This window comes from Streptomyces sp. NPDC002156, from assembly GCF_053593675.1.
In genome coordinates this window covers 67,230-82,862 of the sequence record NZ_JBSFDA010000006.1, presented here as the reverse complement: position 1 = coordinate 82,862, position 15,633 = coordinate 67,230, and the positions used below count along the sequence as shown (strand labels likewise).

General features: G+C 68.1%; 14 protein-coding genes. 13 read left to right on the top strand and 1 reads right to left on the bottom strand.

What is annotated here, in order from left to right:
• The first annotated feature begins 24 nt into the window (after positions 1-24).
• The 7 genes from ACWCRB_RS04930 to ACWCRB_RS04900 all read left to right on the top strand — a co-directional run bounded on the left by ACWCRB_RS04930 (position 25) and on the right by ACWCRB_RS04900 (position 8,574).
• Positions 25-846, top strand: a complete 822-nt coding sequence (locus tag ACWCRB_RS04930) for an SDR family NAD(P)-dependent oxidoreductase (RefSeq protein WP_450994672.1) — start codon at positions 25-27, stop codon at positions 844-846.
• A 242-nt stretch (positions 847-1,088) separates the two neighbouring features.
• On the top strand, positions 1,089-2,252 hold the full coding sequence (locus ACWCRB_RS04925) for an amidohydrolase family protein (protein WP_450994671.1): 1,164 nt from the start codon (positions 1,089-1,091) through the stop codon (positions 2,250-2,252).
• Between the two features lie 59 nt (positions 2,253-2,311).
• Positions 2,312-3,523, top strand: a complete 1,212-nt coding sequence (locus ACWCRB_RS04920; protein WP_450994670.1) for a M24 family metallopeptidase — start codon at positions 2,312-2,314, stop codon at positions 3,521-3,523.
• Positions 3,513-4,640, top strand: coding sequence for a M24 family metallopeptidase (locus ACWCRB_RS04915; protein WP_450994669.1), 1,128 nt, complete (start codon positions 3,513-3,515; stop codon positions 4,638-4,640). Before ACWCRB_RS04920 ends, ACWCRB_RS04915 begins: the two co-directional genes overlap by 11 nt.
• A gap of 77 nt (positions 4,641-4,717) precedes the next feature.
• Positions 4,718-5,683 (top strand): enoyl-CoA hydratase/isomerase family protein, encoded by a 966-nt coding sequence (locus ACWCRB_RS04910; protein ID WP_450994668.1) that lies wholly within the window; start codon positions 4,718-4,720, stop codon positions 5,681-5,683.
• Positions 5,684-5,786: 103 nt separating this feature from the next.
• Positions 5,787-8,210 carry a CaiB/BaiF CoA transferase family protein gene (locus ACWCRB_RS04905; RefSeq protein ID WP_450994667.1) on the top strand — a complete coding sequence of 808 codons (2,424 nt, stop codon included), beginning with the start codon at positions 5,787-5,789 and terminating at the stop codon, positions 8,208-8,210.
• A 52-nt stretch (positions 8,211-8,262) separates the two neighbouring features.
• Entirely contained in the window at positions 8,263-8,574 is a 312-nt protein-coding gene (locus tag ACWCRB_RS04900; RefSeq protein ID WP_450994666.1) for a hypothetical protein, read from the top strand.
• A 308-nt stretch (positions 8,575-8,882) separates the two neighbouring features.
• On the opposite strand, the gene ACWCRB_RS04895 is transcribed toward ACWCRB_RS04900, so the two are convergent.
• Positions 8,883-9,701, bottom strand: coding sequence for an SDR family NAD(P)-dependent oxidoreductase (locus ACWCRB_RS04895; protein WP_450994665.1), 819 nt, complete (start codon positions 9,699-9,701; stop codon positions 8,883-8,885).
• 128 nt (positions 9,702-9,829) lie between these two features.
• On the opposite strand from ACWCRB_RS04895, the gene ACWCRB_RS04890 reads away from it, so the two are divergent.
• The 6 genes from ACWCRB_RS04890 (at position 9,830) to ACWCRB_RS04865 (ending at position 15,484) form a co-directional block, all read left to right on the top strand.
• The gene (locus tag ACWCRB_RS04890) at positions 9,830-10,453 is read left to right on the top strand and encodes a TetR family transcriptional regulator (protein ID WP_450994664.1); all 624 of its coding nucleotides are present in this window, start codon (positions 9,830-9,832) and stop codon (positions 10,451-10,453) included.
• 481 nt (positions 10,454-10,934) lie between these two features.
• Positions 10,935-12,095, top strand: coding sequence for a hypothetical protein (locus ACWCRB_RS04885; RefSeq protein WP_450994663.1), 1,161 nt, complete (start codon positions 10,935-10,937; stop codon positions 12,093-12,095).
• A gap of 173 nt (positions 12,096-12,268) precedes the next feature.
• On the top strand, positions 12,269-13,144 hold the full coding sequence (locus ACWCRB_RS04880) for an arginase family protein (RefSeq protein WP_450994662.1): 876 nt from the start codon (positions 12,269-12,271) through the stop codon (positions 13,142-13,144).
• Between the two features lie 83 nt (positions 13,145-13,227).
• Positions 13,228-14,295: an NAD(P)-dependent alcohol dehydrogenase gene (locus ACWCRB_RS04875; RefSeq protein ID WP_450994661.1), complete on the top strand. Its 1,068-nt coding sequence runs from the start codon at positions 13,228-13,230 to the stop codon at positions 14,293-14,295.
• A gap of 85 nt (positions 14,296-14,380) precedes the next feature.
• Positions 14,381-14,554, top strand: coding sequence for a hypothetical protein (locus ACWCRB_RS04870; RefSeq protein WP_450994660.1), 174 nt, complete (start codon positions 14,381-14,383; stop codon positions 14,552-14,554).
• Positions 14,555-14,725: 171 nt separating this feature from the next.
• On the top strand, positions 14,726-15,484 hold the full coding sequence (locus tag ACWCRB_RS04865; protein WP_450994659.1) for an alpha/beta fold hydrolase: 759 nt from the start codon (positions 14,726-14,728) through the stop codon (positions 15,482-15,484).
• The last annotated feature ends 149 nt before the right edge of the window (positions 15,485-15,633 follow it).

Genomic DNA, 15,633 nt, shown 5'->3' with positions numbered 1-15,633 from the left:
GAGGACGAGGGGACATCGAGCGCGATGACTGAAGAACTGTCCGAAAGAGTTGCCATTGTCACCGGTGGTGCCGCGGGTCTGGGCCGCGCGACCGTCGAGAGGTTGCTGAAGGAGGGTGCGCAAGTCGTCATCGCGGATGTCAACAGGGAACTCGGTGAGTCCCTGGCCGCCGACCTCGGTCCGAACGCCCGGTTCCGGCAGACCGACGTCGCGGTTCCGGAGCAGGTCCAGGGGCTTGTCTCCTTCGCGGTGGAGACGTTCGGCGGACTGCACATCATGGTGAACAACGCCGGCATCGCGGGTGCCCTGTGGGACAGCTTCCTCGAAGAGGAGTTCGTCGACTTCCAGCGCATCATGTCGGTCAACCTGCTGGGCGTCATGGCCGGTACCCAGGAGGCCGCCCGGCACATGGCGGCGAACGGTGGCGGATCCATCGTCAACATCAGCTCCATCGGCGGTGTTCAGGGTGGGCCCGGCGTGCCGCTGTATCGCGCGTCGAAGGCAGCGGTCGTCCACTTCACCAAGTGCGTCGCCATCGACCTGGCGGAACACGACATCCGAGTCAACTGCATCGCACCGGGCGGCATACCCACGCAGCTGCTGTCCTCCGCCACCGCGACCGCTGAGATCACCAAGAGGATCCGCGCCCAGATGGCGGCCATCCAGCCGCTGAAGCGGCGAGGCACACCCGGCGACTTCGCGGAAGCCGTCGTCTACCTGGGCGGCGACCGGTCTCTGCACATCACCGGAACGCTGTTGACGGTCGACGGCGGGACCACAGCGGGACTGAAGCGCATCCGGCCCGAGCCTGCCGAGGCGGCCCTCGCCGACACGGCTGTCTCCTGACCTCAGGTCCGCGTCGACATCGTGCGAGGAGGGTCCGAGGGGATCGCCCTCCCGAAAGAAGCATTCACGAAACCCCTTCACGCTTCACCTGACTTCGGCACCCGAATTCCCCGCCACGACTTCGAGTCGGCCGGGTGCCACCTGCTTCCATCCCGGACCGACAGCTGACACAGCGGTTTTCACGTGCTGGTCCCGCACAGCGCGTTTCCCCGAAACTCCGCAGATTCGATCGGAGGACAGCGATGTCCAGCCAAGCAGGAAATATCTACCCGCCCGAGGGGTTGCGCCCGCCGAAGGACCGGCGTGGCCACACCGGCGATTCACTGGGTCTTCCGCCGGGCACCGAGGTGTTCTCCGCCGACAACCACATCTCGTTGGCGGACGACATTTTCTACGAGCGGTTCCCCGAGCGTCTCAAGAACCAGGCACCGCGCGTGTGGTACGAGGACGGGGCCTTTGAACTGGGCGTGGGAGGAAAGTCGTTCCTGCCGGGTGAGTTCAGCCAGGTCCTCATGCAGTACGACCCGCTGACCGGCGCGGGCAGCGCCAACCTCGAAGGGCGTATCGAGGAACTGGGTTCGGACGGAATCGAGAAGGAACTGGCGTTCCCCAACGCACTCCTGGCGCTGCTCCACTACCCCGACAAGGAGATTCGCGAGCTCTGCTTCCGCATCTACAACGAGTACATCGCGGAGTTGCAGGAGCGTTCCCAGGGGCGTTTCTACGGCGTCGGGCTCATCAACTGGTGGGACGCGAAGGGGACCCGGAAGACTCTCGCGGAAATGAAGAGTCTGGGTGTCAAGACCTTCCTCATGCCGCTGTCGCTGGGGAAGGACGACGACGGCACCCCACTCGACTCGTCGAGCACCGCCATGATTCCCGTCTGGGACGCGATCGAGGAGGCGGGGCTCCCCGCATCCCACCACATCGGCGAGACCGGTCTGTCAGCTCCCTGCGAGGTCAACGCCATCGCCGTCGGCATGGTGGCCAACGTGGCGCCGTTCCGGGAAACATTCGGGAAGTACCTGTTCGGCGGCATCCTCGACCGTCACCCGGGGCTGCGCATCGGATGGTTCGAAGGAGGAGCGAACTGGGTTCCCTCCGCCCTTCAGGACGCCGAACACATCCATGCCTCCTACCACCACATGCTCAATCGGCCGGTGGAGCACGACGTCCAGTACTACTGGGACAACCATATGTACGCATCCTTCATGGTCGATCCGCTCGGGCTTGAGCTGATCGACCGAATTGGTGTGGACCGGGTCATGTGGTCGGCCGACTACCCGCACAACGAGAGCACGTTCGGCTATTCGGAGAAGTCGATCGCCATGGTCGTGGATGCCGTCGGCCCGGAAAAGGCCGCTCGCGTCGTCAGCGGAAACGTGAAGGAATACCTCGGCGTCTAGGCCGGGCCGGAACCAGAGAAAGCGACGGCGAACTCCATGACATCGCTTGGGAGGCGGGAATGACCGTCATCGACATCCCGGCCGCACCCGACCTCGTCCGAATGCATCGAGAACGCGGCGCGCGTCTGCGGGCAGCCATGGCGGACCAGGGTGTCGACGTCCTGGTCCTGCTCGGCAACAACGCGGTGACCTATGCGACCGGGGTGAGCTGGCCGCTGGGTGACTCCGGTCTGGCCCATGTCGACCGCCCGGTCGCGGTGGTGGTCGCGGACGACGAGTCGCCCCATCTGTTCATGCCGTTCCGGGAGGGCGCACCCTCCGAGTCGTTACTGCCCTCCGACCACTTCCACGGGCCGGTCTACCTGGAGTTCGACGAAGGAGTGAAGAACTTCGCCGGCACGGTCGCGGACCTGGTGCCGGAGGGAGCAGTCGTGGCCGTCGACGAGCTGACGGGGGCGATGCGGAGGGGACAGAAGTCGCTGTTCCCGGCCGGAACTCCCCGCGACGCCGCACCGGTTCTGGGCGCGGCGAAGCTGATCAAGACTCCCGACGAGTTGTCCTGCATCCGTACCGCTCTGCGGATCACCGAGCGGGCCATGGCCGAGGTCACAGAGACACTGGCTCCGGGGATGCGCCAGATCGACCTGTCGGCCCGGTTCGTGCGCAAGGCCTACGAGCACGGAGCCCTGGCCAACGTACTCGACCCCATCTGGCAGGTGATGCCGGAGTCCAGGGAGGCCGGCGTGTGGACCACCCACGGTGACCTCGCCCTCCCGCTGCTGACGACCGAGCGGGAGCTGGCCAAGGGCGACGTGCTGTGGACCGACGTGAGCATCAGCTACGCCGGGTACTGCTCGGACTTCGGCAGAACCTGGATCGTCGGGCAGGATCCGACCCCGCGCCAGCAGGCGCAGTTCAGGAAGTGGCGGGAGATCCAGACCGCGGTCAAGGACGTGCTGCGGGCCGGCGCCACAGCCGCCGACCTGACCAGGGCCGCCATCACCGCCAACGGCGGTACGAAGCCCTGGCTCCCCCACTTCTACCTGGGCCACGGCATGGGCACCGACCCCGCCGAGATGCCCTTCGTCGGCACCGACCTGGGCGAGGAGTTCGACGAACAGCTGGTGCTCGAAGCCGGCATGGTGCTCGTCCTCGAACCCGTGGTCTGGGAGGACGGCACCGGCGGCTACCGCAGCGAGGAGGTCCTGGTGATCGAGGAAGAGGGCTGGACAGCCCTGACCGACTACCCCTACGCCCCCTATGGCGACTGAGGTCCTGCCGGACGACCGCGCTCTCCGCAGTGGGCGGCGGGAGCGCGCGCTGGCACACATGGAAGCCCACGACCTCGACGTCCTCGTCCTCGGGCGAAGCGCCAACGTCCGCTACGTCACCGGAGCCCGGGGACTGTGGACCGCGGGAACCCATCCTTTCGCCCCCGCCTGCGTGGTGGTCCGCGCCACCGGGACCATCCACATGCTCAGCACGTGGGACGAGGGGATCCCCGACGACATCCCCCACGAGCAGTTGTACGGCCTGACCTGGAACCCCATGAACTGGGTGACGGCGCTCCAGGGCATCGAGGGGGCGGCCACGGCCCGGCGGGTGGGCACCGACACCATCTCGCCGACCTTCGCCCAACTCCTGCCCTACGCCTTCCCCGCCGCCGAGCTGGTCGACGGCGAGCCGGCCATGCGTGCGGCCCGCCGGGTCAAGACGGCCGAGGAGGTGGTGGCGCTTCGCGAGGCCATCGGGGTGGCCGAGACCGGCCTGGCCAAGGCGGTGGCCGAACTGCGGCCGGGAGTCACCGAGGGCGAGCTGTCCGGAGTACTCCTGGAAGCGGCGGCGGCCGGAGGCGTGACCACGCCGTCCGCCCAGGAGGTGGTCTGGAGGACCTCCCGGGATCACCGGTGGCGGCGGGTGGACGGCGACGGGCGGGTGAGCCCGGGGGATCTCGTGGCCTTCACTGCGGGAGTCGTCGCCGGCGGATACATCGGCGAAGTCGGACGTACCTGGCCCGTTGACGGCGGCGGGAACGCCGGCGCCACCCGCGCCCTGTACCAGCGGTGGGACGAGCTGTGGGCCCTGCTGTCCGACGCCTGCCGGCCGGGCGCCCAGGCCAGTGACCTGCTCGCCGCCTACGACACGGCCGGCGAACCGCTGCCCCCGATGCCCGTGGCGCGCGGCCTCGGACTGGGCTTCGACACCCCCGTCGTCGCCTCGGGCCTGCCGGCCACCGCGGCCGAGGAACGGCTCGAACCCGGCATGGTGCTGGCTGTGACCGGTTACGTCTGGGAAGAGGGCGTGGGCGCGGTCCTGGGCCGGGAGGCGGTTCTGATCACCCCCGACGGATCCGAGCTGCTCACGTCAAGTCCCTTCTGGAGGCCGTGACTTCGTCAGCCGACCGAAGGTCGGAGCCGTCCACCCGGCCCTGACCCACTTCCATCCGGACGGGAAGGAACCCGCACATGCCCGACAGCGACCGTCCCTCGGCGGAGGAGATCATCCTCTACGAGAAGGACCCCAAGACGAAGATCGCCACCATCACGCTCAACAGACCCGACCACCTCAACGCACCTACTGCGGCAGCGCGACTCCGCTACGCCGACCTGCTGCATCGTGCCAACGTCGACGACGAGGTGAAGGTCCTGGTCATCCGGGGCGTCGGTGACCATCTGGGCAGCGGCGCCGACATCGCGGAAGCCATGGAGATGCATGACGCACCCACGGCCGGCCCGCGCCTGGGCGAACTCAGGATCGACGAGGAGGACGACGTCCGGCACCCTCCCAAGGGCTCCTACCGGTACGGCGGGACCCTCGCCCAGTGGTACGCCAATCCACAGGGCGGCTGCCGGAGTCTCCAGGACTTCAAGAAGATCAGCATCCTGGAGGTCAAGGGGTACTGCTACGGCTGGCACTTCTACCAGGCGGCCGACGCCGACCTGGTGATCTCCTCCGACGACGCGCTCTTCGGACATCCCGCCTTCCGGTACATCGGCTGGGGCCCCCGTATGTGGACCTGGGCCCAGACGATGGGACTGAGGAAGTTCCAGGAGATGGTCTTCACCGGCAGGCCCTTCACCGCCCAGGAGATGTACGAGTGCAACTTCCTCAACCGCGTCGTGCCCAGGGACGGGCTTGAGGCGGAGGTGGCGAAGTACGCGCTGGCCTGCTCACGCACCCGGCCTACCGACACGGTGTACATGCAGAAGGTCTTCTTCGAGATGTACAAGCAGCACCAAGGCGAGTACATGGGCTCCATGCTGACCGGCCTCTTCGAGTCGATCGGGAACATGGCCCGCCCCGACGCCGACGACCTGATGCTCGACGAGGACGTGGTCGACTCGGGAATCCCCGATGCGGTCAGGGACAACGACAGCCAGTTCCCGCCCGACTTCCGGCTGAGCAGGTCGGGCCGCAGAAAAGCCGAGTAGCCCACCGGACTCGACCACTTGGCAGACAGATCATCGGCAACACCTGCCAGAACGACAGCACCGGAAACGATATGACACTGGCACATGTGCGGAGGTTGCATCCATGAGTCCGTCCCCCGTTGAACCGCCGCTCAGCGACTTCGTCGTCGTCGACCTGTCCACCGGAATCGCAGGTGCCTACTGCACGAAACTGCTGGCCGACGGTGGTGCCGAGATCATCAAGGTCGAGCCGCCGGAGGGCGATCCGCTGCGCAGCTGGTCGGCCTCCGGCGCCACTGTCGCTCCCGGCGATGACGGAGCCCTGTTCAGCTATCTGTCCTGCTCCAAGAAGAGCGTCGTGGTCGACCCGGGCAGTCCGGACGACATCGGCCTCGTGCTCGGGCTGCTGGAGTCGGCGGACGCGGTGGTCTGGTCCGAGGGCTCGGCAGTCGCCGGGCATCCGGCGCTGTCGCCCAAGGAGATCCACCGTACGCACCCCCACCTGACCGTCACGTCGATCACTCCGTTCGGACTGGACGGGCCCTGGCGGGACCGTCCGGCCACCGAGTTCACCCTGCAGGCGTGGTCCGGCGGGATCATCGGGCTGGGACGTGGCGCACCGGACCGGGCACCGGTCTTCGTCGGCGGGCAGGTGGGTGCCTGGGCCTCGGGGGCCTACGCCGCCGCCGGGACGATGGCCTCGCGGCTGCGCGGCCTCGGCAGCGGCCACGGCGAACTCGTCGACCTCTCGATGCTTGAGGCACACGTCCTGTGCCTCACCTACTACCCGGTCACCTGCTTCGACGTCCTGGGCCGGCCGTGGCGGTCGGTTCGGTCGTTGAACATGCCGGGCGTGGCCGTCGCCAAGGACGGCCTGATAGCCCTCGGGTGTGCGACCGCCCAGCAGTGGTCCGACTTCTCCGCGATGGTCGGCCATCCCGAGTGGATCGACAAGGAATCGCCGTTCTCGATCACCGAACGGGCCACCGAGGTGTCCCCGGTGATCCAGGAGTGGATCGGCAGCCGTACGGTCGCCGAGGTCCGCGAGCTCGCGACGGCGTTCCGGATCCCCAACGCCCTGGTGGCCAATGGCGCCAACGCCCCGGCCATGGAGCACTTCGAGGCGCGCAACTCCTTCCGGCCCAACCCTCGGGGCGGATTCCTCCAGCCCGGTCCCCCCTATCGCCTGGATCCTGCCCGGCTCCGCTCTCCCCGGCCGGCGCCGCGCCTCGGCGAACACACCGACAACATCCGTGCCGCACACCGGACTTCACGACAGACGGCTGTGCCGGACGCCGCGCCGGACCGTCTGCCGTTCAGCGGCCTGCGGGTTCTGGACATGACGGCCTTCTGGGCCGGGCCGTCCTGCACGCACGTCCTGGCCATGCTCGGGGCCGAGGTGATCCACCTGGAGTCCACCTCCCGGCCCGACGGAACCCGGCTGATCGCGGGCGTGCCGGTGACCGAGGACCAATGGTGGGAGAAGTCGCCCATCTTCTCGGGCCTGAACACCAACAAGAAGAGCCTGACGCTCAACTTCCAGACGGAGCGCGGACTGGAGCTGCTGCGCCGGCTGGTCGAGAGCTGCGACGTGATCGTCGAGAACTACACCCCGCGCGTGCTGGACCAGATCGGGCTGGACTACGAGGCGGTCCGGGCGATCCGGCCCGACGCGATCATGATCCGGATGCCCGGCTTCGGACTCGACGGCCCGTGGCGCGACAACGCGGCCTTCGCCTACGTTATCGAGGACGCGGCAGGCCTCACCTGGCTCACCGGCCACCCCGACCAGAATCCGCTTGAGCCCTACTCGATCGGTGACCCGAACGCGGGCGTCCACGCGCTGAACGGCCTCCTGCTGGCATTGGAGCACAGGCGTCGTACCGGCGAAGGAGTACTGGTGGAGGCGGCCATGGTCGACGCCGCACTCAACGTGGCCGCCGAACAGGTCATCGAGTACTCCGCCTACGGAGCGCTGCTCCAGAGGGCCGGGAACCGGGGGCCGGTCGCGGCGCCCCAGAATCTGTATCTGACCGCCGACACCGACGAGTTCGGCAAAGAGGACTCCTGGATCGCGATCGCCGTGGCCACCGACGAACAGTGGACCGCGCTGGGGAACGCGCTGGGCCGGCCCGCCTGGACGATGAGCCCGGAGCTGGCCACGGCCGACGGGCGGCGGACGCACCACGACCACATCGACGAGCATCTCGCCGTCTGGTGCCGACGGCACGGTGCGGACGAGATCGTCGAACGCCTCTGGGACGCCGGTGTCCCGGTGGGCAAGGTGATGCAGCCGCACCGCCAGGCCGAGCTGCCACAACTGCGGTTCCGCGGCTTCTTCGAAGAGGTCGATCATCCCGTGAACGGCCCGGCCCGGCACAGCACGTTGCCGATCAAGCTCTCCCGGGGACCCGACCGCCGCCATACGCGCCACGCCCCCTTGCTCGGGCAGCACAACCACGAGGTATTGGCCGAACTCGGGCTGACCGAGCGGGAGATCGCCACGTTGGAGGCCGACGGGGTCATCGGCCGGGCACCGGCCTGGTAGGCCTCCGACCAGGTTGCCCGACACACGAAACCACCGGAAGGAAGGAGTCAGAATGAAGCCGCGGATCGGAATGATGCTCGCGAGCACGGTCGACAACACCACCGTCGTGGTCGTCCGCTGGGCAGCCGATGAGCAGGAAGTGACGTGCGGGGGCTCGCCGATGGTCGACCAGACGCAACACGACACCGCACCGCCGGAGACCCTCGACCCGGGCCAGGCTTCCGGGACGCTGCTCGGCAAGCGCTACGTCACCGCGAACGGGAGCATCGAACTGTTGTGCACCAAGCCCGGAAAGGGCTCCCTCGCCGTCGGAGGTGTCCCGCTGGCCGTGAAGAGTCCCAAGCCCCTCCCGGCATCGGACTGACACCGGTGGACCTCACGATGCTCCTGGACGTGGCGGCCGACGGGTTCGGCGATCGCACGCTGGTGGGCACTCCCGACCAGATCGGCGTGTCCTTCGTACCCGTCAACTGTCGGCTCGACGCGGAGCAGTTGCGCGCCGGCGCACCATGCAGGCTCCTGCGTCTTCGCCGACAGCCACCGCCGCCCACTGCTCGCCTCCGACGTGGCGCGCTCACCACGCCCGTTCCCGATGCACGCACACTCAGCGACAGACCAACCGATGCTTCAGATGAAAGAAGTGTGGGGCGGCAGGTCACGTTACCGCCCGGCTCAAGCGGATACGCCCTCGGCCTCCTGCGACAGGTGCTCCCAGTCGGCCCAGGTGGCGAGCCGCTCGGCGTACGCCTGGCGGATCATCGGCAGCGCCTGGGACCGGAACACCACGCGCAGCGGCGGGTGTTCGGCGTCGACCAGCTTGAGCATCGCGGGGGCTGCGGCCTCGGGCAGCGGGACAGGGACCGCCGCGTGAGCGGCTGCGCCCGCGAACGCCGCGCGCAACCCGTCGTAGGCCGGGTTCGGGACGAAGTGCGCGGGCGGCGTGGTGGCGATGTCCGTGCGGTACTGCGCCGGCTCCACGATCGTGACCTTCACCCCGTAGGCCAGGGCCTCGCTCATGCCTTCCAGCGCCCACTTGGTCGCGTTGTAACCGCCCAGCGTGGGGTGCGCAACCAGGCCGGACGCGCTGGAGATCTGGACGATGTGGCCGCTTCCCTGGGCTCGGAGGTAGGGCAGGACCGCCTGGGTCACACGCAGCGGCCCGTACAGGTTGGTCTCCATCACGGCACGCAGGTCTTCCTCGGCCAGTTCCTCGACCGCAACGCCGAACAACGCGGCGCCTGCGTTGTTCACCACCACGTCCAGGTGCCCGAAGTGCTCGTAGGCGTGCTTGACGGCGACGTCCACCGATGCCCTGTCGGTGACGTCCAGGGCCAGCGGGAGGACCGCGTCGCCGTACGTGTCCCGCAGGTCTCCGAGGGTCCCGGTGTCGCGGGCGGTGGCGGCCACCTTGTCGCCGCGCTCAAGAGCAGCGGTCGTGAACGCGCGGCCGAGGCCCCGCGAGGAACCGGTGATGAACCAGATTTTGCTCATGCCGTGCTCTCGTCTCGTGATCTCGCCGGGCATACGCCCGCAGGGAAGCTTGTCGCAGTCCCACACAAGGGACGCTAGCACGCGCGTGGTACTGAGTACCAAAATAGGCATGGAGTACGATGCGTCACATGCGCGACCAGTCGACGACCACGCCGCCCCGGACCCCGGCCGCCCAGCCGACCATCGCCGACCGCAAACGGCAGCTGGTCCGAGAGGAGATCAGCGCGGTGGCGATGCGCCTTTTTCTGGAGCAGGGCTTCGATCAGGTGAGGGTCGAACAGATCGCCGCCGAGGCCGGCCTGTCACGGACGACGTTCTTCCGCCACTTCCCGACCAAGGAAGACGTCGCGCTGTTCCCTAACGAACAGTTCGGCCCGCAAGTCCTCGCCTGCCTGCGCGCACGCCCCGACGCCGAACAAGCCTGGAAGGCACTCACGCGCGCCTTCGAGGATGCCCTGACCGCTGCCGGCACACCCCGGGACGGCCTGCCGGTTGTTGCCATCGTGTGCGGTAACCCGCAGATCCACGCCCGCAACCTGGAGAAGCAGCGCGAGTGGCGCCCCTTGTTCGCCCCCGAAGTAGCACGTCGGCTCACCCTCGTCGGCGACGAGGTCAGCGACACACGCACCAACGCCCTGATCGCCGCCGCCTTCGCCTGCCTGGAAGTGGCCTTCGACACCTGGACCGGCTCCGGCGGCAAGCAGGACCTCCTCGAACTCCTCCGTCAAGCCATGGAGACCGTCTCCCCGTAGGGAGACATACGCGAAGGAACCTCCCGCTGTGACGCCCGGCAGCCCCTGCCACACTCGCGGGCCCCACCATGCCGGGCCTTGTTCCAGCCGCCCGGAACCAGCGCGGACGCAGGCACGTCGTACAGCATCGGCCGTCAGGATGGGGGCATCCACCAAGGGTTTCCGCTGTCCGGCGGGGTGATCCTGGCATGCCGGGCGTCGCGACGCCGCGAAGATCCATCAGCAGCCCCCTGATCGACTCCACGAGCGACCGGCGGTTACCGGGCCACCCCCGACTTCCCTTCCCTCGCACGACCGACCCCGCGACGGTGGCGACCTGACGCCACGCAGGGGTCCGCCGGGACCTACTTAACTCCGACGTTACGTCAACACATATTGACTCATTGACATACTGGTCCTACGTTGTGCCCATCCACGTGTTCGAGCCGGGCATCGCCGTCCCGGCGAGGAGCCCTCCGGTGATCGCTAGGAGCACACGTACATGACCACACCCCTTGCCACGGAGGGCAGCGTCCGCGCTCCCGTCGCCCAACGGTCGTTGCCCTGGTTCGCCCAGGGGCTGGCGAACCTCGCCGTCGTGACCGCCTTGGCCCTCGCCTCCTGGTACTTGTTGGTCGACCCCAAGTGGAGCGGCCTGGACATCTATCCGCAGCCTCTGATCGCCTTCATCTTCTGGACGGTCACCACCTTCGTGTGGCTGGGCTTCAACCTGGATTTCCACGGATTCGACCGCCTGCCGCAGCCGGTGCGGGGCATCGCCCTGATCCTGTTCGTCACCACTGTCGGCGTCGGCATCACCTTCGCCCTGGCCTACGGATGGGGGCACTTCGACGCCACCTTCGCGGCCGACCGCGCCGGCGGAGCGGGATACCTGACCGGCGCCCTCTTCACCCTCTTCGGCTTCTTCATGTACGTGACAGGGGTGATCAACTGGGGCCGCTGGCCGTGGTCGAAGCTGACGACACGGCAGCCCTGGGTCGGCCTCGGCCAGATCACCCTGCTGACCGTCCCCACCTTCATCCTCTACGCGGTGTTCGCCCTTCCCGGCCTGGCGACCTGGGCGGATCCGGCCAAGGCCTGGTTCACCACACCCACACTGATCGGGTGGTTCTACTCGATCATTGTCTCGTCCCACGTCACCGGGCTGCTCACCGACAACTGGCCCTGGCGGCTGGCCGGTTCACCCGGTCGCGTCGCGCTGGCGTCGGTCGTGGGCAACGCGGTCGTCGGCACCGGCCTGTACTACGTACTGCTGTCGCTGAGCAAGGTGCTGATGGGTTCGTCCAACGCGGACGCCATCGGCCCGGGGATCACGATCTTCGCCGCCGAGCTGGGCGTGTGCTGGCTGTTCTGGATGATCTTCTGGGCGAACGCGTTCGGCAACTGGCCGAACGGGCCGAGCCCGGCGCGTAACCACCTCGTCCGCGTCGGCATCACTCTGGGCCTGGGTATCGCGACCTTCCTGGCCTACTACTTCTTCATCGCGGGCTCCGTGCTCCACGAACCCCTTGTCGCCGGCGGGATGCACGGCGACGCCCTCGGGTGGATGGACTGGATGCTGCTGTGGACGTTGTTCTACGTCTTCTGCCTGGAGTCCTACGGACTGCCGCGCCGGCGTGAACCGGAGCCCACGGAGGCGTGATCTCCGGTGACCGGCACCTCTCGTGACCGGCCGAGCCGATGCGGCCTGCGCCTGGTGACTGCTCAGTCCGTCCGGATCGGGCCCCTTCATGTTCCGCATATTCCGCGGCGAGCGGTCAGGTCCAAACCCTCTCGCCCGTTGCGGCACACACAATCGATGACCTGGGAGAGTGAATGAACGCGGTGAACTCCAGCGTCCTGCGCCTGGTGATGCCCCAGTGGCAGGGCGGAAACAACGCCAACTACCCCCTCGGAGCGGAGCTGTTGGCCTTTCTGGCGCCCCAGGGCGACCAGCCCGAGGTCCGGGTGGAGGTCGAGGACTACCACGGTGACGACACGCCGCAGGACGGTGTCTCCCATCGCGCCGCCCTGCTGCGGCAGCTGAAGGAGGCCCGCGGACTCATCGACGACGCGCAGCCGGACAAGATCGTGGTCTTCGGCGGGGACTGCCTGGTCGAGCAAGCTCCCCTCTCCTATCTCAACGAGCGATACGACGGCAGGCTCGGAGTCCTGTGGATCGACGCCCACCCCGACATCAAGGTCCCGGCCGAGTGGAGCAACGCGCACACGATGGTGCTCGGGAACCTGCTGGGCGAGGGCGACCCGGAGTTCGCCCGCGAGGTGAGCCGGCCCCTGGCTCCCGAGAGGGTGATGTACGGCGGCCTGCGCGAGGTCGGGCTGACCGAGCAGGAGAGCGAGGTGATCGAGCGCCTCGGCCTGCGGGTCGCCGGCCCGGAGGCCCTCGCGCAGGACAGCGCGCCGGTCCTGGAGTGGATCGAGGAGACCGGCATCGAGCATCTGGCGATCCACCTCGACCTCGACGTCCTCGACCCCGGTCTGTTCCGTTCGGTCCTGTTCGCCGAGCCGGAGCCCGAGATCGACTGGCTGCAGATGTACCCGGCCGGGAAGATGACCTTCGCGCAGGTCTCCCGGCTCCTTGCCGACGTCGCGCAGCGCACCGAGGTCGTCGGCCTGGGCGTCTGCGAGCACCTGCCCTGGGACATGGTCCACCTCAAGAAGGCGCTGTCCGGCTTCCCGATCCTCGGCTGAACGCGGGCGCCTGCCCGTCTCAACGCGGCGCCCTGTCCAACGGACGACCGTACACAGGACCACACGGAAAGAATTCTGCTGACATGTCAAAGACCATGCGTGGCTATGCGATGCTCCACATCGGCGCGACCGGATGGGTGGAGAAGCCGGTCCCGGAGTGCGGCCCCCGGGACGCGATCCTCAAGCCCCTCGTCCTCGCTCCCTGTACCACCGACGTCCACACGGTGTGGGACGGCGCACTGGGAGAACGGCACAACATGGTGCTCGGGCACGAGTGCTGCGCCGAGGTCGTCGAAGTCGGCGCCCTGGTAAGGGACTTCAAGGTCGGCGACAAGGTCGTCGTCCCTGCCGTGACCCCGGACTGGAGTTCGCCCGAGGCGCAGGCGGGCCTGTCCTCCCATTCGGGCGGGACGCTCAACGGATGGAAGTACTCCAACACCGAGGACGGCGTCTTCTCCGAGTACTTCGCCTGCAACGACGCCGACGGCAACCTCGCCCGGGTCCCCGACGGGGTCTCCCTGGAGGAGACGATCATGCTCTCCGACATGGTCCCGCCCGGATTCTCCTGCGTCGAACTCGCCGACGTGCAGTTCGGAGACACGGTGCTCGTCATCGGCGTCGGCCCCGTCGGGCTGATGGCGGTGGCCGCGAGCATGCTGCGCGGCGCCGCGCGTGTCATCGCCGTCGGCTCCCGCCCGGCCACGCTGGCGGCGGCGAAGAACTACGGCGCCAGCGACGTCATCGACTACAAGGTGGGCTCCATCGAGGAACAGGTGATGGAGCTGACGAACGGCCGGGGCGTCGACCGGGTCTGCATCTGCGGCGGCGACGGTGACACCTTCACCGCGGCCGTCCGGTCGATCAAACCCGGCGGGAAGATCGGCAGCGTCATCGCGATGAACATGAACGACACCATCACCATCCCGAGCGCCGACTGGGGATTCGGCATGGCCAACAAGCAGATCGTGGGCGGCGCGATGCTGGGTGGCCGTCTGCGCCTGGAGAAGCTCGGCGCGCTGCTCTCGTCGGGCCGCCTCGACGTAAGTCCCCTGATCACCCACCGGTTCAAGGGCTGGGAGCGTGTCGAGGAGTGCCTCACGCTCGCACACAACAAGCCGGACGACCTCATCAAGTCGGTCGTGACACTCTGACCGTTCCGGGCACGGGCGAGGGCGGAACTCCGCAGGCGCCGACAGCGCGCGCCGCGACACCGGCGTCGCCACGGTGGCCGTCGAGATGGCGGCCGGCATCCTGCTCAGCCGTCTGACCGGAGGCACCCCCGCCGACCTCTTCGACGGCGGCGGACGCGGCTCGTCTTCGCCGCCCTCGCCCTGCCCGGAGCGATCGCCGCTGCCACGCTCCTTCTGCCGTGAACGGATGCCTCCGGGCAGCGGGCGTACGCACCGGTAAACCATGACGCGTGCAAGAACGAACGTGGCGGCAACGGCCACCCGAGGCAACGTTCCGTGCCCTGGGCGGACCGGACCCACGTGCCCTGATCGGCGAAGGCATACGATGGCGCGGCTTCCGCGGCCTGGCCCTGGACGGCATGCCGCCCCACGACCCGAAGGGAGCCTGTCGGTGCGCTCGCTCTTCCTCCCGGCCGTCGGCGGCCACATCCGCTGGATCGACATCCCCGGCAGCACGACGGGGCCGCCGCATGTCTACGTACACGGCCTGGGATGCGCGGGCTCCGCCGACTTCATTCACATCGCGACGCAGCCTTCCCTCGTCGGACACCGAGCCGTCATCGTGGACCTGCTCGGTCATGGATACAGCGACCGTCCGGCCGATTTCCCGTACACCCTGCACGACCACGCGCGGACCGTCGCCGACGTACTCGACCACCTCGGCATCCAGCAGGCCGTCCTCGTCGGCCATTCCATGGGCGGCGCCATCGCAATCGTCCTGGCCTCGGAGAGAGGGGACCTCTTCTCCCACGTCATCGCGGCCGAGCCCAACTGGCACGCCGGAGGCGGGCTGTTCAGCAAGTCCATGGCCGAGTACACCGAATCCGAGTTCCTGGAGCACGGGTTCGACTTCCTGCTCAAGGGCTACGATCCGGCCTACGCGGCCCGGGTGAGGGTGACCGATCCACGTGCCCTGCACCGCAGCGCCGTCGGGCTCGTCCAGGCGACGGAACCGGACATGGCCGAGCGTTTCCTCGCTCTCCCGAACCACCGCGTACTCGTCGTGGGGGCTCGCAGTCGCCCCTACGAAGACGAAGAAGTGATGCGCGCCGCCGGGATTCCCGTCATCGGCGTTCCCGACGCCGGGCACGACATGATGCACGAGAACCCGCAGGGCTTCGCCGACGCCATCGCACGTTCCCTGCGGTAGCGCGGATCCGGCGACGCGGACCCCGGTCCGCTGAGCGGGACGCGTTGCTTCACCCCTCGTTCTGGAATGGGCCAAGGTACCGCTCACTGTCCAGCGTACTTAGTTCGTTTTTAGTTCGCCATTAGTGCGTACTAAATACGAACTCCGGT